This window comes from Massilia rhizosphaerae (assembly GCF_016093545.1).
Classification (GTDB): domain Bacteria; phylum Pseudomonadota; class Gammaproteobacteria; order Burkholderiales; family Burkholderiaceae_D; genus Telluria; species Telluria rhizosphaerae.
This window is the reverse complement of sequence record NZ_JADKYX010000001.1, coordinates 554185-574205: the sequence shown is the minus strand read 5'-3', so window position 1 is coordinate 574205 and position 20021 is coordinate 554185. Positions and strand designations below refer to the sequence as shown.

17 protein-coding genes are annotated in these 20021 nt (G+C 68.3%); 11 read left to right on the top strand and 6 right to left on the bottom strand.

The genetic code is table 11. The features are described from left to right. The first annotated feature begins 10 nt into the window (after window positions 1-10). The 10 genes from ISF28_RS02405 to nadC all read left to right on the top strand — a co-directional run bounded on the left by ISF28_RS02405 (window position 11) and on the right by nadC (window position 12139). Complete coding sequence (locus tag ISF28_RS02405; protein ID WP_198115520.1) at window positions 11-1327, top strand: extracellular solute-binding protein; 1317 nt, start codon at window positions 11-13, stop codon at window positions 1325-1327. 22 nt (window positions 1328-1349) lie between these two features. Further along, complete coding sequence (locus tag ISF28_RS02400; RefSeq protein WP_198115519.1) at window positions 1350-4616, top strand: ATP-binding protein; 3267 nt, start codon at window positions 1350-1352, stop codon at window positions 4614-4616. Between the two features lie 79 nt (window positions 4617-4695). Then, on the top strand, window positions 4696-5331 hold the full coding sequence (gene queE, locus ISF28_RS02395) for a 7-carboxy-7-deazaguanine synthase (RefSeq protein WP_198115518.1): 636 nt from the start codon (window positions 4696-4698) through the stop codon (window positions 5329-5331). A gap of 5 nt (window positions 5332-5336) precedes the next feature. Next, window positions 5337-5783 carry a 6-carboxytetrahydropterin synthase QueD gene (gene queD / locus ISF28_RS02390; protein ID WP_198115517.1) on the top strand — a complete coding sequence of 149 codons (447 nt, stop codon included), beginning with the start codon at window positions 5337-5339 and terminating at the stop codon, window positions 5781-5783. Continuing rightward, entirely contained in the window at window positions 5776-6288 is a 513-nt protein-coding gene (tadA, locus tag ISF28_RS02385) for a tRNA adenosine(34) deaminase TadA (protein ID WP_198115516.1), read from the top strand. The genes queD and tadA overlap by 8 nt, the downstream gene beginning before the upstream one ends. A gap of 155 nt (window positions 6289-6443) precedes the next feature. Next, entirely contained in the window at window positions 6444-7379 is a 936-nt protein-coding gene (locus tag ISF28_RS02380; protein WP_198115515.1) for an alpha/beta fold hydrolase, read from the top strand. After that, complete coding sequence (gene ldcA / locus ISF28_RS02375) at window positions 7376-8293, top strand: muramoyltetrapeptide carboxypeptidase (protein WP_198115514.1); 918 nt, start codon at window positions 7376-7378, stop codon at window positions 8291-8293. The genes ISF28_RS02380 and ldcA overlap by 4 nt, the downstream gene beginning before the upstream one ends. A gap of 65 nt (window positions 8294-8358) precedes the next feature. Further along, window positions 8359-9960 (top strand): ABC-F family ATPase, encoded by a 1602-nt coding sequence (locus ISF28_RS02370; RefSeq protein ID WP_198115513.1) that lies wholly within the window; start codon window positions 8359-8361, stop codon window positions 9958-9960. A gap of 170 nt (window positions 9961-10130) precedes the next feature. Beyond that, entirely contained in the window at window positions 10131-11267 is a 1137-nt protein-coding gene (gene nadA, locus ISF28_RS02365; RefSeq protein ID WP_198115512.1) for a quinolinate synthase NadA, read from the top strand. Then, the gene (gene nadC / locus ISF28_RS02360) at window positions 11264-12139 is read left to right on the top strand and encodes a carboxylating nicotinate-nucleotide diphosphorylase (protein WP_198115511.1); all 876 of its coding nucleotides are present in this window, start codon (window positions 11264-11266) and stop codon (window positions 12137-12139) included. The genes nadA and nadC overlap by 4 nt, the downstream gene beginning before the upstream one ends. A 3-nt stretch (window positions 12140-12142) precedes the next feature. Here the strand turns inward: nadC and ISF28_RS02355 are convergent, their stop codons facing one another. The 6 genes from ISF28_RS02355 to ISF28_RS02330 form a co-directional block, all read right to left on the bottom strand. Further along, a complete protein-coding gene (locus tag ISF28_RS02355; RefSeq protein WP_229518813.1) occupies window positions 12143-13165 on the bottom strand; it encodes an alpha/beta fold hydrolase in 1023 nt (340 codons plus the stop codon). Between the two features lie 8 nt (window positions 13166-13173). After that, complete coding sequence (locus ISF28_RS02350; protein ID WP_198115509.1) at window positions 13174-14076, bottom strand: NAD-dependent protein deacetylase; 903 nt, start codon at window positions 14074-14076, stop codon at window positions 13174-13176. 85 nt (window positions 14077-14161) lie between these two features. Further along, window positions 14162-15070: a DMT family transporter gene (locus ISF28_RS02345; RefSeq protein WP_198115508.1), complete on the bottom strand. Its 909-nt coding sequence runs from the start codon at window positions 15068-15070 to the stop codon at window positions 14162-14164. An 8-nt stretch (window positions 15071-15078) separates the two neighbouring features. Beyond that, window positions 15079-16758: an L-aspartate oxidase gene (gene nadB, locus ISF28_RS02340; RefSeq protein ID WP_370663376.1), complete on the bottom strand. Its 1680-nt coding sequence runs from the start codon at window positions 16756-16758 to the stop codon at window positions 15079-15081. A gap of 30 nt (window positions 16759-16788) precedes the next feature. Further along, window positions 16789-17949, bottom strand: coding sequence for a glycosyltransferase family 4 protein (locus ISF28_RS02335; protein ID WP_198115506.1), 1161 nt, complete (start codon window positions 17947-17949; stop codon window positions 16789-16791). Continuing rightward, window positions 17949-19136 (bottom strand): glycosyltransferase, encoded by a 1188-nt coding sequence (locus ISF28_RS02330; RefSeq protein WP_198115505.1) that lies wholly within the window; start codon window positions 19134-19136, stop codon window positions 17949-17951. The genes ISF28_RS02335 and ISF28_RS02330 overlap by 1 nt, the downstream gene beginning before the upstream one ends. Window positions 19137-19487: 351 nt before the next feature. On the opposite strand from ISF28_RS02330, the gene ISF28_RS02325 reads away from it, so the two are divergent. Then, window positions 19488-19985, top strand: coding sequence for a pyridoxamine 5'-phosphate oxidase family protein (locus tag ISF28_RS02325; RefSeq protein WP_198115504.1), 498 nt, complete (start codon window positions 19488-19490; stop codon window positions 19983-19985). Window positions 19986-20021: the final 36 nt, after the last annotated feature.

The window sequence follows — 20021 nt, the reverse complement described above, 5'->3', positions numbered from 1 at the left end:
CCAAGCGACGATGACCGGGGCAGGCGGCGGATGGCGGCGAAGCGAACCGCTGCGGCGGCGCGGGCGGGCCGCGCTGGCGGCGTTGCTGCTTTGCGCCGTCCAGGGCGGCGCTGCTGCGCCGGCCCGGCCCATCCTCGTCACCGCCTGGACCCATGCCGAGCCGGAATCGCCCGAATATGGCGCCGTGAAGGCCGCGGCCGATGCCTTCAACCGGCGCCAGCACACTTACCGGGTCGAATTTCTCCCTTCCATGCGCCGTGACTTCCCCACCTGGGTGCACCACCAGGCGGCCAACGGCAGCCTGCCTTGCCTGCTCGATATCGACGGCCCTTACCTGGCCGAGTTCGCGTGGCCGCAGGATTTCCAGCCCATCGACCGCTTCGTGCCACGCAAGATGCTGGACGACTTTCTCCCGTCCGTCGTCGAACAGGGGCGCTACCAGGGCCGGCTCTACAGCCTGGGCCAGTTCGAGTCCGGCCTCGTCCTGTGGGGCAATCTGCGCTACCTGCGCGCCGTCGGCGCGCGTATCCCGACCTTGAAAGCGCCGTGGCGCCTGGACGAGTTCGAGCAGGTACTGGCGCGTCTGGCGGCCACCGGCAAGTTCGCATACCCGCTCACGATGGCCTTCTACAATGGCCGCGGCGACGAGTTCATCACCTATGCCTACTCCCCCATCCTGCAGGGCTTTGGGGGCGACCTGATCGATCGCGGCCCGCACGGCACGGCCAAGGGCGTGCTGGACGGGCCGCGCTCGCTCGCCGCGGTCCGGCGCATCCGGCACTGGTTCGATGCCGGCTGGGCCGGCGTGCGCGACAGTCCGGACGACCTGGAAAAGGGCAGGGTGGCCCTGGCCTGGAACGGACACTGGCACTACCGCTCCGCGCGCCAGGCCCTGGGCCGCGATCTGGTCGTGTTGCCCCTGCCGGATTTCGGCCGGGGCGTCAAGACCGGCATGGGGTCGTGGGCCTGGGCGATCTCCAGCACCTGCCCCGCGCCGGAAGGCGCATGGGCCTTCATGGCCGACCTGCTGTCGACCGAGGGCATCCTGCGCATGACGAATCTCAACGGCGCCGTGCCGGCGCGCCGCTCGGCCTTGCGCCGCTCGCCGCTGTACGGCGCCGGCGGCCCCCTGCACCTCGTCGTGCGCCAACTGGAACTGGGCGGCGTACCGCGTCCGGCGACCCCGGCCTATGGCTCGCTCAGCCAGGAGTTCCGCAATGCCATCGTGAACATCGTGATGGGCGGCGACGCCCAAACCGAACTGAGCAACGCCGCCGACCGCATCGATCGCGAGATCGCCGCGCACGACGGCTATCCGTATCCATGACGGCCGCGCCCGGCTCGCTGCCATGAGCAAACCCGGCATCAAGCGGAAGGTGTTGCTCGTGCTGGTCGGGGTGCTGTCGCTGACGACCGCGCTGGACGCGTTGCTGGCGTCCTATTTCACCGACCAGCAGAATCAGGACACCGCCTTCGTCGCGCTGAATCGTTCACTGCGCGCCTGGCATGACGACCTGCAAACCACGACCCGCCGCCTGCTGGGCGCGGCCCTGTCCACGGCAGGCGACACGAACGTCCTGAACCAGCTCGATGAACTCATCGTGCTGGAAGCGTTGAACGCCGAAGCGAAGACGTGGCCGGCCCTCGATGCCGTCACGCTCGCCCGCGGCCTGTCGTATGCCAAGTCGGTCTCGCTCAACCGCTTGTACCTCGCGCTGCGCACCGGCGGGTTTTCGCGGATCGCCGTCTACACCAATGGCAAGTTGAGCTATGCCGTGTCGGCGTCGGAGGCCGGCATGACGCGCCAGCGTGGAAACGGCGACTGGATCTGGGTCGTCACCCGGGCCACCCCGGACGGCAACCTGAACTTCCAGAATTGGCCGGCCTGGCGCCCCGGGGCGTTGGCGCCCGGCGTCCCGGCCACCCTGGCCGGCGTGACGCATCCTGCCGTGTCGGTCGCCTTTCCCGCTCCCGCGTTTGCCACGCTCGACATCATGGTCCCGGTGCAAGGAGTGTTCGAAGCCTTTAAGAGCGACTTTGGCTTGCGCAGGTACCGCCTGGTGTCCGACATGGCGGTCGCCGACTCGACGCGCCCGCAGCCGCCCCCGCCGGCGGACGGCCAGCGCAAGATCGTCGCGGTCCTGGTGTTCAGCCTGCTGCTCGACCGCTCCCTGCTCGGCGCCGTCGCCGCCCAGACCGGGATGACGCCGGAGCTGTTCTCGCCCGACGGCAGCCATCGCCAGTATCTGGGCGAGGCCTCCGTCATGCCGGAGCCGCTGGTGCGCGCGGCCGCCCGCCAACCCGCGGTCACGATACGCACCGTCCAGGCCGCGCATGGATCGTTCTACGCGGCACTGCTACCCTGGCAACTCGACCACCGCACCCGCCTGATGCTGGGGCTGAGCGCCTCGCGGGCGAGCACCCTGCACAACATCCGCCAGACCGTGAGCGCGATCCTGGTGGCCTCGAGTTTCATCCTGGCGCTCAGCCTTGCCGTGGGCATGTATTGGGTGGGCCGCTTCATCGATCCGATCGTCGCCCTGACCCGCGCCGTCAAGCGCATCGGACGGAAGCGCCAGCAGGCGGTGAGCGCATCGGCCGGGGAGGGCGCCGCGCCGCTGGAACCGTTGGTCTTCGTCCCGGTCACGGCCCCGGACGAAATCGGCGAACTCAGCGCGGCCTTCAACGTCATGACGGCCGACCTCCAGCGCGCGTTCGAGACCCTCGAGCAGCGCGTGCAGACCCGCACCGCCGAGTTGCGCCAGCAGACGCTTTATCTGCGCACGCTGATCGACACGTTGCCCCTGTGGGTCTGGCTCAAGGATCCGGAGCGGCGCTACCTGGCCGTCAACCAGGCCAACGCGGCGGCTTGCGGCCGTCGCGTCGAAGAGATGCTGGGCCGGACCGACGAGAGGCTCTGGCCGCCCGACCTGGCCGAGCGCTTCATGGCCTCCGACGCGGTTGTGCTGGGCACGCGCCAACGCACCACCGTCGAACAGGCGGTGGACGGCCCGCAGGGCCAGGCATGGATGGAGATCTACCGCGCACCGGTGCTCGACGAGGACGGCACGCTGCTGGGGATGGTCGGGGCCGCGCATAACGTCAGCGAGCGCAAGGCCGCCGAGGCGGCGCGCGAGGCGGCGCTGGCCGAAGCGGTGCGGCTGGCGCGCCAGCGCAGCGATTTCCTGGCGCAGATGAGCCACGAACTGCGCACCCCGCTCAACGCCATCATGGGCTATGCCCAGCTGCTGCGGCGCGACACGCACCAGCTGACCGAACGCCAGGCCAGCGCCCTGACCACCATCTACGAGAGCGGCCACCACCTGCTCACCTTGATCAACGACATCCTCGACCTGTCGCGTGTGGAGGCCGGCAAGCTCACGCTGTTCCCGGCGCCCACCCATCTCGCCACCTTCCTGCGCGTGGTGGTCGACATCATGCGCGTCAAGGCCGAAGAAAAGAGCCTGCTGTTCAGCTACGACGCGGCGCCCGACCTGCCCGCGGCCGTCACCGTGGACGAAAAGTGCCTGCGCCAGATCCTGCTGAACCTGTTGGGCAACGCCGTCAAGTTCACCGACCAGGGCGAGGTGGCCCTGCGCGTGACTGCGGTGCCCCTGGCCGGCGCGGACCCGGGCGCGCCGGCCAGGACACGCCTGCGGTTCGAGGTGAAGGACAGCGGGATCGGCATGAGCGCCGACCAGTTGGCCCGGCTCTTCCAGCCATTCGAACAGGTCGGGAATCCGAAGCGGCGTGAAGGCGGTACCGGCCTGGGCTTGGCCATCAGCCAGAAACTGGTGTGCCTGATGGGGGGGACGATCGAAGTCGAGAGCGCACCCGAGCGGGGCAGCCGGTTCTGGTTCGAACTGGATCTGCCCGTGGCCAGCGCGGCCGAGCGCGCGCCGGCTCCGGAACGCGGCGTGGTCGGCTACGAGGGTCCGCGCCGGCGCTTGCTGATCGTCGACGACGTGCCGCAAAACCGCGCCATGCTGCTGGACATGTTGCAGGCGCTGGGCTTCAGCGTCGCCGATGCCAAGAACGGCGCCGAATGCCTGTCGATGCTCGACAGTTTTCAGCCCGACCTGATCCTCATGGACGTGATGATGCCGGTCATGGACGGGCGCGAGGCGACGCGCCGGATTCGCCAGCTGCCCGATTGGTCCCACGTTCCCATCGTGCACGTCACCGCCAGCGCCAGCCAGGAGGACAAGGCGAAAAGCGATGCGGCGGGGGCGAATGCATTCCTGGCGAAGCCGATCGAGCAGGATCTGCTGCTGGCGGCCATCGGCAGCCTGCTGTCCCTGGCCTGGGTGCGCGCGCCCGCGTCCATGGAAGCCCTGGAAGCGAATGCCGAGGAGGCGGTCGAAGCGGCGATTCCGCCTGCGGAGGAAATCGACGCGCTCTTCCAGTTGGTGCGCGTAGGTAACATGCAAACGATCGCCGCACGGGCCGACTACCTGGAGAAGCTCGATCCCGCCTTCGCGCTGTTCGCCAGGCGCGTGCGCGCCCTGGCGCAAGGCTACCAGACGAAGGCGCTGGCGGCCCTTGTCGCGCGGTACCAGGCGGCGCCTCGTCCGGAGCGGCAAGCGGAGCCGCCCGCCGCATCCGCCCCCGGCTGAGCGCGCCATGCTGCAGTAGAAGCCCTCGTCCCCGCGCGGTATAATGGAAGGTTGACGCGCGCTTCCCCGGATCTTTACCGTGACTTACAGCATCAAAGAAATCTTCTATACCTTGCAAGGCGAGGGCGCCCATGCCGGCCGTCCGGCCGTGTTCTGCCGCTTTTCCGGCTGCAACCTGTGGACCGGCCGCGAGAGCGACCGCGCCACGGCCGTCTGCCAATTCTGCGACACGGATTTCGTGGGCACGGACGGCGAACGGGGCGGCAAGTTCAAGGACGCCGCCGGCCTCGCGGCCGAGATCGACGGCCTGTGGCCGGACACCTATCCGGCCAGCAAATACGTCGTGTTCACGGGCGGCGAGCCCTTGCTGCAACTGGACGCGGCCCTGATCGACGCCATGCACGCGGCCGGCTTCACGATCGCCATCGAGACGAACGGCACCTTGCCCGTCCCGCCCGGCGTCGACTGGATCTGCGTGAGTCCGAAGATGGGGTCGACCCTGGTGGTCGAGCGCGGCAACGAGATCAAGGTCGTCATCCCGCAGGCGGGCCAGGACCTGTCCGCCTACGAACACCTGGATTTCGACAACTTCTTCGTGCAACCGATGGATGGTCCGCTGGCGCAGTTCAATACGCAGCTGGCCATCGCCACGTGCCGCCGCAATCCCAAGTGGAAGCTCAGCCTCCAGACCCATAAACTCCTGAACATTCCCTGAAGCACATGCTGACCATTACCCGCAAGCTGGAATTCGACGCCGGCCACCGCATCCCCGACCACAAAAGCCAGTGCCGCAACCTGCACGGGCACCGCTACACGCTGGAAATCACGCTGACGGGCGCCGTCATCGACGTCGAAGGCAATTCCGACAACGGCATGATCATGGACTTTTCCGACATCAAGGCGCTGGCCAAGGAACACCTCGTCGACGTCTGGGACCACGCCTTCCTCGTGTACGAGAAGGACGAGGCCGTGCGCGGCTTCCTCGCCAGCCTGCCGGACCACAAGACCGTCGTGATCGACCGCATCCCGACCGTCGAGAACCTCGCTCAGGTGGCATGGAACATCCTCAAGGCCGCCTACAAGGACCGCTACGGCACCGGCCTGCGCCTGCAGAAGCTGGTGCTGCACGAGACTCCGAACTGCTGGGCCGAAATCACCGATGCCTGAGCACGCCGTCACCGCGTCGCCCGACGCCACGTACATGGGTCTCGCGCTGCAGGAAGCCCGCAAGGCGTGGGCGGCCGGCGAGGTGCCCGTGGGCGCCGTCGTCGTGCGCGATGGCGAAGTCATCGCGGCCGGCTTCAACCAGCCGATCGGGCGCCACGACCCGACCGCGCACGCCGAGATCGTCGCCCTGCGCGCGGCCGCCGAAAAACTCGGCAACTACCGGCTGCCGGGCTGCGAGCTGTACGTCACGCTGGAGCCGTGCGCCATGTGCTCGGGCGCGATGATGCACGCGCGCCTGGCCCGCGTCGTCTACGCCGCGCCGGACCCGAAGACGGGCGTGTGCGGCTCCATCCTCGACCTGTTCGCGCTGGACCGGCTGAATCACCACACGGACGTCGTCGGCGGCGTACTGGCGGACGAAGCCGCCGCCATGCTGAAGGCCTTCTTCGCCGAACGCCGCGCCGCCCGCCGCGCGCCGGCAGCCGACGCCGCACCCGCCGACTGACCCCGCGCGCGTCTCGCCGACGCCACCCCTTTGCCGAAAATGGTATGCTGGTTCCACGCCGCTTCTGCTGCACCGCAGGGGAGTATCCTTGGAGCATACGATCACATTTCGGCACCCCTACCTGATCCGGTCGACCCGGTGCCGGCGACGCCGCCATGCCTAGCCTGAACGCCAACGGGATCCGCATCGCCTTCGACACGGCGGGCGATCCGAAATCCGTACCCCTCCTGCTGATTGCCGGCCTCGGCCTGCAACTGACGGCGTGGCCGGACGAATTCGTCGAAGGCCTCGTCGACCTTGGCTTTTACGTGATCCGTTTCGATAATCGCGACAGCGGCCTGTCCACCAAGTTCGAGCACGCGGGCACGCCCAGCCTCACGCTGGCCTGGTTGAAGTCGCTGCTGCGCATCCCGCTCAAACCGCCGTACAGCCTGGAAGACATGGCCGACGACGCGATCGGCGTGCTGTCGGCGCTGGGCGTCGCGCGCGCGCACGTGGTGGGGTTGTCGCTGGGGGCCATGGTCGGGCAATTAATGGCCTCCAAATTCCCGTCGCGCGTGCTCAGCCTGACGTCGATCATGTCCAGCAGCGGCCGCCGCGGCCTGCCGGGGCCGGCGCCGGCCGTGCGGCGCGCGCTGCTGCGCCGCCCGCGCGGCTGGAACAGCACGGCCGACATCGACGCCGCCGTCGACTACAACGTCCAGCTGCTGCAAGCCATCGGCAGCCCCGCATATCCGACGCCGGAAAAGCACCTGCGCCGCCGCGTGTCGCGCGCGCTGCGCCGCAACTGCTGTCCCGGCGGGGTGGTGCGCCAGATGCTGGCCGTGACGGCGTGCGGCGACCGCACCCCGCAGCTGCAGGCGATCGCCGCGCCCACGCTCGTGATCCACGGCGCGGCCGATCCGCTCGTCCCGCTGGCGTGCGGCATCGACACCGCGCAGGCGATCCCCGGCGCCCGCCTCGAAGTCATCGAGGGCATGGGCCACGACCTGCCGGCCCAGCTGCTGGAACGGCTCCTCGCCTTGATCGACGCCCATGCCCACGGTAAGATGGCGCCCGACTCGACACCAAGGCTCTTCGTCAAACAGTGATCACGCAAAAACTCGGCATCGCCCTCGTCGCGCCGGGCGGCTACGCGCCCGAACCCGAGGCCATCCCGCGCGGCATCGCGCGCCTCGAAGCCCAGGGCATCCTGGTCCACAACTACTACCGGCACGAAGAACGCCACCAGCGCTTCGGCGCGACGGACGCCGAGCGCCTCGCCCAGCTGGAGGCGGCCGCCGCCGACCCGGACGTGCATATCGTCATGGCCATCCGCGGCCAGTACGGCATGAGCCGCCTGCTGCCGGACATCGACTTCGCGCGCATGGCGGCCAGCGGCAAGATCTTCGTGGGGTATTCCGACATGACTGCCTTCCACATGGGGCTGTACGCGCAGACCGGCGCGCTCAGCTACGCTGGGCCCATGTTCGCGGGCGACTTCGGCGCCGTCGAGCCCGTCGACTTCACGCTGGACGACTTCTGGCGCTGCCTGGCCGGCCCCACGCACACGGTATCCGGCCATGGCGCCCTGAATCCGCGCCTTGACGTGACGGGCACGGTGTGGGGCGGCAATCTCGCGATGACCATGTCGGTGGTCGGCACGCCATACTTTCCGCACATCGACGGCGGCATCCTGTTCCTGGAAGACATCGCCGAGCACCCGTACCGCGTGGAACGCATGCTGCTGCAACTGATGCACACGGGCGTGCTCGCGCGCCAGCGGGCCGTCGTGCTGGGCGATTTCTCCGCCTACCGCCTGTCGCCGGCGGACAATGGCTACAACTTCGACGAGATGTTGACGTACCTGCGCGCCACCTTGCCCGTGCCGGTGCTGACGGGACTGGAATTCGGCCACATCCCGCGCCGCGCGACGATTCCGTTCGGCGCGCAGGGGCGTCTGGCGTGCGACGGCGAGCATTGGACATTGACCCTGTCCGATTACCCGACGCTCCAGCGCGGCTGACGCAGGCCACCCCCGCGGTGGTAAAATGTCAGGTTGATCGAATACAAACGCAATAGGGTTTCCCAGTGCTCTCTACAGCAAACATCACGATGCAGTTCGGCGCCAAGCCGCTGTTCGAAAATATTTCCGTCAAGTTCGGCGATGGCAACCGTTACGGCCTGATCGGCGCGAACGGCTGCGGCAAGTCGACCTTCATGAAGATCCTCGGCGGCGACCTCGAGCCGTCCGCCGGCAACGTCAGCCTCGATCCGAACGAGCGCCTCGGCAAGCTCCGCCAGGACCAGTTCGCCTACGAAGACCAGCGCGTGCTCGACGTCGTCATGATGGGCCACACGGAGCTGTGGAACGCCATCCAGGAACGCGACGCCATCTACGCCAATCCGGAAGCGACGGACGAGGATTACATGAAAGCGGCCGAGCTCGAAGGCAAGGTCGCGGAATACGACGGCTACTCGGCCGAGGCGCGCGCCGGCGAACTGCTGCTGGGCCTGGGCATCGGCACCGACCTGCACCAGGGCCCGATGAGCGCCGTGGCGCCGGGCTGGAAGCTGCGCGTGCTGCTGGCGCAGGCCCTGTTCTCCGATCCGGACATCCTGCTGCTGGACGAACCGACCAACAACCTGGACATCCACACGATCAGCTGGCTGGGCGACATGCTGAACCAGCGCAACTCGACGATGATCATCATCTCGCACGACCGCCACTTCCTGAATTCGGTCTGCACGCACGTCGCCGACATGGACTACGGCACGTTGAAGGTTTATCCGGGCAATTACGACGACTACATGGAAGCGTCGACGCAAGCCCGCAACCAGCAGCTGGCCAACAATGCGAAGGCCAAGGAGAAGGTGGCCGAGTTGCAGGACTTCGTGCGCCGCTTCTCCGCGAACAAGTCGAAGGCCCGCCAGGCGACGTCGCGCGCCAAGCAGATCGAGAAGATCAAGATCGAGGAATTCAAGCCGTCTTCGCGCGCCTATCCGTTCGTCCGCTTCGAAGGCGAAAAGAAACTGCACCGCCTGGCCGTCGAGACGGAAGGCCTGTCGAAATCCTACGACCGCCAGCTGTTCAAGAATTTCTCGATCATGGTCGAAGCCGGCGAGCGCATCGCCATCATCGGCGCCAACGGTGCCGGCAAGACGACCTTGCTGCGCTGCATCGGCAGCGCGCCCATCACGGGCCTCGACGCCGACACGGGCCGCGTGAAATGGGCCGAGAACGCCAACCCGGGCTATATGCCGCAGGACCCGACGGAAGAGTTCGCGACCGACCTGAACCTGACGGACTGGATGGGCCAATGGACAAAGGAGGGCGACGACGACCAGGCCGTGCGCTCGATCCTGGGCCGCCTGCTGTTCGGCGGCGACGAGGTCAAGAAATCCGTGCGCGTGCTGTCCGGCGGCGAGAAGGGCCGCATGATGTACGGCAAGCTGATGCTGGGCCGTCACAACGTCCTGCTGCTCGACGAACCGACGAACCACATGGACATGGAATCGATCGAGTCGCTGAACATCGCGCTGGACAAATACGCCGGCACGCTGATCTTCGTGTCGCACGACCGCGAGTTCGTGTCGTCGCTGGCGACCCGCATCCTCGAAATCAAGGAAGACCGCATCATCGACTTCCAGGGCAATTACGAGGATTACCTGAAGAGCCAGGGTCTCGATTGATTTTCGTGACGCGACCCATATATCGCGGATGATTGGTGGGCACTGGGTGCCCACCCTACGAGAGGTTGCCGTAGGGTGGGCACCCCGTGCCCACCTTCGTATCGGAGAGTACAATCGGCGAGATCGGCCCGCTCCGGCAGGGCCATCCGTCTTATGCGATCATATTGCTTATGAATACCATTGCCCCCGTCAAGATCTTTGAATACGACCGCCCGGTCGGCGGCGTCTGCTCCACCGCCGAGGCCTGGGCCCGGACCCCGTCGCCGCTGGAAATCGCGGAGAAGACCGCGCTGAAGGACCGCATCCGGCGCCTGCTGAAGGAGCGCGAAGCCGTCCTCGTCGCCCACTACTACGTCGACGCCGACCTGCAAGACCTCGCCGAGGAAACGGGCGGCTGCGTGTCCGACTCGCTGGAAATGGCGCGCTTCGGCCGCGATCATCCAGCCAGGACGCTCGTCGTGGCCGGCGTGCGCTTCATGGGCGAGACGGCGAAGATCCTGAGCCCGGACAAGACGATCCTGATGCCGGACCTCGACGCGACCTGCTCGCTGGACCTCGGCTGCCCGGCCGACGAATTCGCCGCGTTCTGCGACCAGCATCCGGACCGCACGGTCGTCGTCTACGCCAACACGTCCGCCGCCGTCAAGGCGCGCGCCGACTGGATGGTGACGTCGTCGATCGGCCTGGACATCGTCAAGTACCTGCACGACCAGGGCAAGAAGATCCTGTGGGCGCCGGACCGCCACCTCGGTTCGTACATCCAGAAGCAGACGGGCGCCGACATGCTGCTGTGGCAAGGTTCCTGCCTCGTCCACGACGAATTCAAGGGCATCGAGCTGGACCTGCTGCGCGCCGAGTATCCGCACGCAAAAGTCCTCGTGCACCCGGAATCGCCGGCCAACGTCGTCGCCCAGGCGGACGTCGTGGGCTCGACCACCCAGCTGATCAACGCGGCGCAGACAATGGACGCGACGCACTTCATCGTCGCCACCGACAACGGCATCCTGCACAAGATGCGCATGGCCGCGCCCGGCAAGACCCTGATCGAAGCCCCGACGGCCGGCAACAGCGCCACGTGCAAGAGCTGCGCGCACTGCCCGTGGATGGCGATGAACGGCCTGCAGAACCTGGCGGACGTGCTCGAATCGGGCAAGAACGAAATCTTCGTCGATCCGGAAACCGGCCGGCAGGCCAAGCGCGCGATCGACCGCATGCTGGACTTCGCCGCGGCGAAGAAGGCGAACGCGTTGCCGACCGGCTCGCTGGAACAGGAAGCCAAACTTTTCAAAGGAATCGGACCCGCATGAGCAACCTGCGCAATCCCTACGCCGAAGCGGGCCAGTTCGACGAGAAACTGCAGGCCGCTTTCGAACAGAACCTGCTGGCCGCGCTGCTGGAAGACGTCGGCAGCGGCGACCTCACGGGCAAGCTCGTGCCGGAAGAACCCCGCGCGCAGGCGCGCGTGATCGTGCGCGAGCAGGCCGTCCTCTGCGGCGCGCCATGGTTCGAAGGCATCATGCTCGCCGTGGACCAGGACATCGACATCGACTGGCAATATGCCGAAGGCGACGTGATGGCGGCCGACAGCGTCGTCTGCCACCTCACGGGATCGCCCCGTTCGCTGCTGACGGCGGAGCGCGCGGCGCTGAACTTCCTGCAACTGCTGTCCGGCGTCGCGACGGCCACCCGCACCTATGTGGACGTCATCGCCGGCACGAAAGCGAAGATCCTCGACACGCGCAAGACGCTGCCGGGCCTGCGCCTGGCGCAGAAATACGCCGTGCGCGTGGGCGGCGGGGCCAACCAGCGCATGGCCTTGTACGACGGCATCCTGATCAAGGAAAACCATATCGCGGCCGCGGGCGGCATCACGCCCGCGCTGCGAGCCGCGGCCGCGCTGAACGCGGGCGTGTCGATCCAGATCGAGGTGGAGTCGATCCCCGAGCTGGAAGAGGCGCTCGCCGCCGGTGCGGCGTCTATCCTGCTCGACAATTTCGACCTGGACATGATGCGCACGGCCGTCCGCATCAACGAAGGCCGCGCGTTGCTGGAAGGGTCGGGCGGCGTCAATCTGCAGACCGTGCGGGCGATCGCGGAGACGGGTGTCGACCGCATTTCGATCGGCAGCCTCACGAAGGACCTGAAGGCCACCGACTACTCGCTGCGTATCGTCGGCTGAGGATTATGTCCCGCTTTCGCTGGCCCTAGCCAGCGCCTCCGCCTGCGGATTCCTCCGGTACACGGATTCCCCGACCCGCGCCGCGATGCCGTCGATCGCGGCCAGCAGCTTGTCCGGGTGCGCGTAATGCGTCATGTGCCCGACGCCGGGCTGCAGCTGCAGCTCGCTGTCCGGCAGGCGTTCGTCCAGGCGTTCGGAGTTGTGGCCGAAGTCGACGATCCTGTCCTGCGTTCCCGCGATGATCACGGCGGGCACCTTCAATTCCGGATAGCGCTTGGCCAGGGCCAGCGCGGCCGGGACCATCATCGCCGACTCGGCCGCGCTGGCGCGCAACTGGCTTGGGCGGAGCAACATCCACGCGGACAAGTCACGGAAACGGGCGTCGACCGGCAGCGGCGCGAACACCCGCTTCGTCAGCGGCCGCCACAGCATGCGCGTGACGAGAGGCGACACGGTGTAGCGCATCAAGTCGCCCACGAGCGGAATCGCGGGACCGGACAGCAACGGCACGTCCGCCCGCAAACTCGGGTAGTAATATCCGGACAGCAGCACGAGCCCGCGCACGAAGTCCGGCACCTCCAGCGCCATCGCGAGCGCGACGAGCGTGCCCCACGAATGCCCCAGCACGATGGCCGAATCGACGCCGATCTCCTGCAGCGCGTGATGCAGCAGGCGCGCCTGGGCCTGCGGCGTCCAGACCTTGCTGCGCGGCCGCTCGCTGTAGCCGAAACCCGGGCGGTCGAAGGCGATCACGCGGTAGTGTTCGGCCGCCTGGTCCATCAGGCCGCTGGTCTGGAAATCGCTGGCCAGCACGCCATTGCCGTGCAGCAGCACGAGGGCGGGGCCGCTGCCGCGCTCGATATAATGCAGGCGCACGCCGTCGACCTTGATGAAGCGGCCCTGGGGCGGGTTTGCCGCCTCCGCCTGCTTCGTCTTGGAACGCACGTAAAAAAAGGATGCCGCCAGGCCAAGGCCCGTCAGCAACGCGCCGGCCTGCCACGGCTTGATGCCGGCTGTGCTGCGCAAGGTTGTCGTCACAGTATTCCCCCGTCGAGTGGTATGGATGGTATGTCTGTTCCAGTGTGGTGCGAACCCTTGGTGAACCATTCCAGCGCGAGCGGCAGCACGTGCTCGGCCGTTTCCTCGATCTTGATGTCGAGCAGGTCGTCGGCGCGCGTGCGGCCGAGGTTGATGGCGGCGATCGGCTTGCCGGCCGCCCGCGCCATGCGGCAGAAGCGGAAGCCCGAGTAGACCATCAGCGACGATCCCACGACGAGCAACGCGTCCGCGCGTTCCATCTGTTCCAGCGCGATGGCCGTGCGGGCAGGCGGCACGTTGTCGCCGAAAAACACGACATTCGGCATCAACGTGCCGCCGCAGCAGGTGCAATACGGCAGCCGGAACGACGCCAGCGCCGTCGGCTCGACGGATGCGTCGCCGTCCGGCAGCGGCGTCGCGTGCGCGCCCGTCATCTGCGGATTAAACTCTGCCAATTGCCCCTGCACGAAAGCGCGCGGGAACATCGCGGAGCATTCCAGGCACACGACCGTGTGGATATTGCCGTGCAACTCCAGCACGCCATGGCTGCCGGCCTGGCCGTGCAGGCCGTCCACGTTCTGGGTCAGGACGGACCCGATCCGCCCGATCCGCTCCAGGCCGGCGATCGCCGCGTGGCCGCGGTTCGGCCGCGCCTGCGCGAGCACGGGCCAGCCGATCATGCTGCGTGCCCAATAGCGCCGCTGCACGGCCTCGGATTTACGGAAATCCGGGCCGTGGATGGGCGGTTTGCCGCGGCGGGCGCCGTCGCGGTCGCGATAGTCGGGAATGCCGGAGGCGGTCGACAGCCCCGCGCCCGTCAGCACGAGGGCGCGCGGGTAGCTGTCGAGGAATGCGGCGATGCGGGCCGCATGGTCGCGGATCGTGAATGCTTCGGCCATCGATGGGCTCCTTCCGCTTGGGATCGTAACATCCCCGATGCCCGCACGAAAACACGATTCCCGCAGCCATCGCCGCGGCGCCGCGTCAGCGCCGGGCCGACACGACGATGCCGCCGGCGATCATGCAGAATGCCAGCGCGTGATATCCATGCGGCAGCTCGCCCAGGAAGGCGGACGACAGCAGTGCCGTGAACAGCGGCGTCAGGTTGACGAAGAAGGCGCCGATGCCCGGACCGGCACGGCGGATGCCGGCGCCCCACAGCGCGAACGCCAGCACGGCCGGTCCGACGGCGACGAACAGCAGCGCGGCCGCGACGGGCCAGCTCCACGCGATGGACGCGCCACCCGCCGCCCACTCGACGCCGGCAAACGCGCCCGACCACAGCGCGCCGAAGGCCACCTGCGTGCCGAGGAAAGCGGCCCAGTCGGCGCGCAAGGCGGGATCGTCCCTCGGTTGCAACAGCATCCAGCTGTAGAACGACCAGGCGATCGTCGCCAGGATCATGTACAGGTCGCCCGCGACGAGGCGCAGCGCCAGCAATTGGTCGACGTCGCCGCGGCACAGCACGACGAGCACCCCGGCAATGGATAGCAATGCCCCGACGACCTGGCGCCGGCGTACGGCCACGCCGTAGAACAGGCGCCCGACGAGCATCATCCACACGGGCATCCCGGACGCGACGAGCGTGACGTTGATCGGCGTCGAGCTTTGCAGGGCCAGGTATTGCAGCGAGTTGTACATGCCGATGCCCAGCAGGCCCAGCAGCGCGTAACGGCGCCAGCGCAGGCGGATCGCCGCCAGCACGCCCGCCTGGCGCAACGTCGTCCAGCCCAGCGGCAGCAGCACGGCGAGGGCGATCGCCCACCGGAGCAGGTTCAACGTCATCGGCGGCACGGCCGAACGCACCAGCCGCCCGACGATGGCATTGCCCGCCCACAGCAGGGGCGGGACCGTCAGCAGCAGGGCGGTCTTCGGGGACAGCTTCTGGTTCATCGGGCCGGTCAGCGCCGGCGCGGCGTCAGCACGCTGGGCAGGGCCTTCGGCAGGGTGTCCGGATAATCGCGCGAATAATGCAGGCCCCGGCTCTCGCGGCGCGACAGCGCGCTGCGCACGATCAGTTCCGCCACCTCGACGAGGTTGCGCAACTCCAGCAAGTCGCTCGTGACGCGGAAGTTGCGGTAGTACTCGTCGATCTCTTCCTTGAGCAGCTTGATGCGGTGCTTCGCGCGCTCCAGGCGCTTGGTCGTGCGCACGATGCCGACGTAGTTCCACATGAAGCGGCGCAGCTCGTCCCAGTTGTGGGCGATGACGACTTCTTCGTCCGCGTTGGTGACGCGGCTCTCGTCCCACGCGGGCAGCGGCGGCAGGTCGACGGCCGGCGCGGCGGCGATCTGGTGCGCACAGGCGCGGCCGACGACGAGGCATTCCAGCAGCGAATTGCTGGCCAGGCGGTTGGCGCCGTGCAGGCCCGTATAGGCCGTCTCGCCCACGGCGTACAGGCCCGGGATGTCGGTGCGGCCCGCCATGTCCGTCACGATGCCGCCGCACGTGAAGTGCACGGCCGGCACGACGGGAATCGGTTCCTTCGTGATGTCGATGCCCAGTTCGAGGCAGCGCGCATGGATGGTCGGGAAGTGTTCCTTGATGAATTCCGGGCTCTGGTGCGTGATGTCCAGGTGGACGTAATCGAGGCCGCGCTTCTTCATTTCGAAGTCGATCGCGCGGGCCACGACGTCGCGCGGCGCCAATTCGCCCCGTTCGTCGTGCGCCGGCATGAAGCGGGTGCCGGCCGCCGCGCCCGCTTCGGGCGGCAGTTTCAGCAGGCCGCCTTCGCCGCGCACGGCCTCGGTGATCAGGAAGGATTTCGCGAACGGGTGGTACAGGCAGGTGGGGTGGAACTGGATGAATTCCATGTTCGACACGCGGCAGCCGGCGCGCCAGGCCATGGCGATGCCGTCGCCCGTCGCCGTGTCCGGATTCGTCGTGTACAGATAGACCTTGCCGGCGCCGCCGGTGGCCAGCACCGTGTGCTCCGCTTCGACCGTCAGCACCTTGCCGCTCTTCTGGTCCTGCACGTACAGGCCGTGGCAGCGCGGCTGGCCGACGAGGGCCGGGCCGCTGTGGACGCCGCCCGGCTGCAGCTTGTCGGACGTGATCACGTCGATGGCGCAATGGTGTTCGAACAAGGCGATGTTCGGATGGGCGCGCACCTTCTGTTCCAGCGTCACCTGCACGGCATGGCCGGTGGCGTCGGCCGCGTGGATGATGCGCCGCTGGCTGTGGCCACCTTCGCGGGTCAGGTGAAAGCCGAGTTCCGCCGTCTCGTCGCGGGTGAACGGCACGCCTTGCTCGATCAGCCACTCGATCGCTTCGCGCCCGTGCTCGACGATGTAGCGGGTGGCCGCTTCGTCGCACAGGCCGGCGCCGGCGACGAGGGTGTCGGCGATATGCTGGTCGTGGCTGTCTCCGGAGTCGAGCACGGCGGCAATGCCGCCCTGGGCCCAGTTGCTGGCGCCGTCCAGCAATTCGCGCTTGGAGATGATGGCGACCTTGCGGGTTTGCGCCAGGTGCAAGGCAACCGACAGGCCGGCCAGGCCGCTGCCGACGATGGCTACGTCAAATTTCATCGCATTCTCTTGGTTTTGCTTTTTGTTTTGTAAAGAGGCATCACTATAGACCATTTGGCGCGGTTTTGTGGGAGAAGGCCTTGTTCAATACCGGCGCCGGGCATCCGCGAGGACGGATTCGTACAGGCGGCGGTAGCCGGCGGCGGCGGCCGTCCAGTGATGGGCCGTCGCGGCGCGTTGCGCGGCCGCCTCGCCGAGGGCGCGCAGCCGCCAGGCGGCATCGAGCAGTTGGGCCAGCACGTCGGCGAGCGCCTTCCGGTTGCCGGCCGCGAACAGCATCCCGCTGTGGCCATGGACTAGCAATTCGCGGTGGCAGGCGGTATCCGACGCGACGATCGCGCAGCCCAGCGCCATCGCATTCAACAGATGGCGCGAAGGCGCGAGCGCACCGGCCTCCGCCAGCGCCGGAAACACGGCGACGTCGGCGCGGGACAGGACGTCGGCGGCGCGCCGGCCCGTCAGGCGCCCCGTGACGCGCACGTGGCCGCGCAATCCGGCTACGGTAATCCGTTCTTCGAGCGCTTCCGCGCCCGTGCCGCCGCCGGCAATCAGCAGGCGCAGCGTGCGGTGCCTGCGGCGCAGGTCGCAGACGGCGCCCAGCAGCAAGTCGATGCCGGCGCCGGCGTCGATCTCGCCGGCGTAGGCCAGCAGCGGCGCATCCAGCGTGGCGCGCGGCTTCGCGGGCGCACATGGCGCCACGGGCACGTCGGCCGCCGGCGGCACGATCGCGATCCTGCGCGGGCGCATGCCGCCGGCGCGCAACGCGGCCCGCATTTCGAGGCTCGCCGCGGCCAGCGCGTCGGCGCGCGCGCACGCGAAACGGCTGAACGGCACGCCGCCGCGTCCTTCGACAGCGCGCCGGTCGGCCTCCACGACGAGCGGCACCCGTCCCAGGCGCGCCACCGGCCAGGCGGCGGACGCGTGGACGCTCGGCGCGTGCACGTGGATCAGGTCGGGCCGGGTCAGCTGCGCGACGCTGCGCAGGCGCAACGCCAGCACCGCCATGTGCGCCGCGTCCTTGCACACGGCCGGCAGCCAGCGCGGCGCGCGCGGCGCCGGCGTGCGGTACAGGTGCCACGCATGGTGCGGCCAGGCGTCGGGATGATCGGCGATGCCCTCCGACGGGGCGCTCACGTGCACGGTCTGCACGCCCTGCGCGCGCAGCGCCGTCAGCAGGGATTGCGCGCGCCGCCCGTAGTCGGTCGGGCGCGCGCAGGCCGCGTCGAGCACGTGCAGGACACGCATCAGGGCACCCGCCGCAAATCGTCCGCCTCGCTGCGCGTGAGCGCGTCGTAGACGGCCAGGTAGTCGCGCGCCATCGCGGGGATGCTGTGGCGCGCGATGACCTGGCTGCGCGCCCGCGCGCCGTGGCGCGCCGCCAGGTCGGGAATGCGGCAGTAGTCCGCGATGGCCGCCGCCAGCAGCTCCGTCGACAGCGGCGGGACGAGGATGCCCGTGAAGCCGGGATGCACCAGTTCCGTATTGGCGCCGACGGCGGACGCCACGACGGGCAAGCCAGTGGCCATCGCCTGCAGGATCGCGTTCGAGCTGTCCTCGGACAGCGACGGCAGCACGAACAGGTCCATTGCGCGCAGCAGTTGCGGCACGTCGGTGCGGGCGCCCGGCAGCCAGGCGCGCGCGGCCGCGCCGGCCCTGTGCAGCAGCGCCTGGCATTCGGCGCGTGCCGGACCGTCGCCCACGAGCAGCAGCCGCAGCCGCCGGTGCGCCGGGTGCGGCGACGCGATCAGGCGCAGGAACGCTTCGACCAAGGTCGTGTGATTGCCGACGTCGTCCATCCGCCCGACGGCGCCCACGACGAAGGCGCCGTCATGCATGAAGCCGGGCGGGCCGATGGCGGCGGACGGCCCGAGCCGGGGGTGGAATTGCACGCTGTCGACGCCGTTCGCGATCTGCGACACGCGCGCCGGCTCGGCGCCCACGGATTCGACGAGCCACTGTTCGAGGTCGCTGCTGACGACGATGAAATGGTCGATGAACGGGCGCAGCACCCGGCACAGCAGGCCGGCGCGCGCCGCCGTTCGCCCGTGCTCCGCATGCACGCGCCACTTGACCCCGGCCAGCGCGGCGACGAGCTGGGCCGGCAGTCCGGGCCCGTTGCGCGTGTGGACGAGATCGGGCCGCAGCGCCCGCAGCACGGTGAACATGCGCAGGTAGTGGAGCGGATCGCGTCCGGCTTGCTTGTGCAGGTTGACGATCTCGATCCCGTGTTCGCGCATCTCGCCCTCGTAGGCGCCGCTGTCGCGCAGGCAGACGATCGCATGGCGGTAGCGGTCCGCCGGCAGGTGGCGGATCAGGTTCAGGAGCTCGTGTTCCGTCTGCGCCGTGTCGAGCGCGTCGACCACGTGCACGACGAGGCGCGGACGCTCCGGCGGCTCGCACAGCGACAACTCCCTCGGATGCTGGGCCCCCATACGCGGCGCGTCAGCGGGCGGCGGGGATGAAGTCCATGCGGCCGTGCGGACGCATGACCGGGTAGGAACGGGTTCGTGCATGGCGGTCGGTATGCTTCATGGCGGCAGCTCCACGCTCGTTGACGGTCGCGCCCGGGGCATCGGCCGGCGCTGAGCCATTATATTGGGCTGCAACGCGGCGCATTTTTCGCTTTCCGGCACCGTTGACTCGCCTCAAGCATGGGGCGGATGCATGAAGCGAAAGACGTTCCGGCCGGTCGAATCGCGAACGGAGGCGATCCGTACGGCGCCGCACCGAACGGCGGGCAAGCGCACGCTAGGATGGGGCTTCCATCCGCACGAGGCACCACCATGAGCACACACGACACGAAAGACATCGCCGCCCTCAAATCCAAGGTCAGGGAAGTGCGCTTCCCCATGTTCACGTGGCAGGACGAGCATGGCCACCTGCTGAGCCAGCCGATGACGCAGGAAGAGGTCGACGACGGCGGCGGCATCTGGTTCTTCACGTCCACGCAGACGGCGCTGTGGGACTGCATCGCGCACCGGCCGCAGGTGAACCTGTCGTTCGCCAAGCCGGAAGACAGCCTGTTCGTCTCCGTCAGCGGTCTCGCGGAGCGGGTGGTCGACCGCGACCGCATCCGCGCCATGTGGAACGCGGGTGTCCAGGCATGGTTCCCGGCCGGTCCGGACGACGAGCACGCCGTGCTGATCCGCGTGGAACCGCACTCGGCCGAGTACTGGGATTCGAACGACAGCAAGATGGTGCGCCTGTTCGCCATCGCGAAGGCGGCCATGACGGGGTCGCGGCCGGACGTGGACGCGGAACACCGCACGTTCAAACTGTAAGGCGCGAGCGCGCGAGAAATTCCTCACTTGCAATAA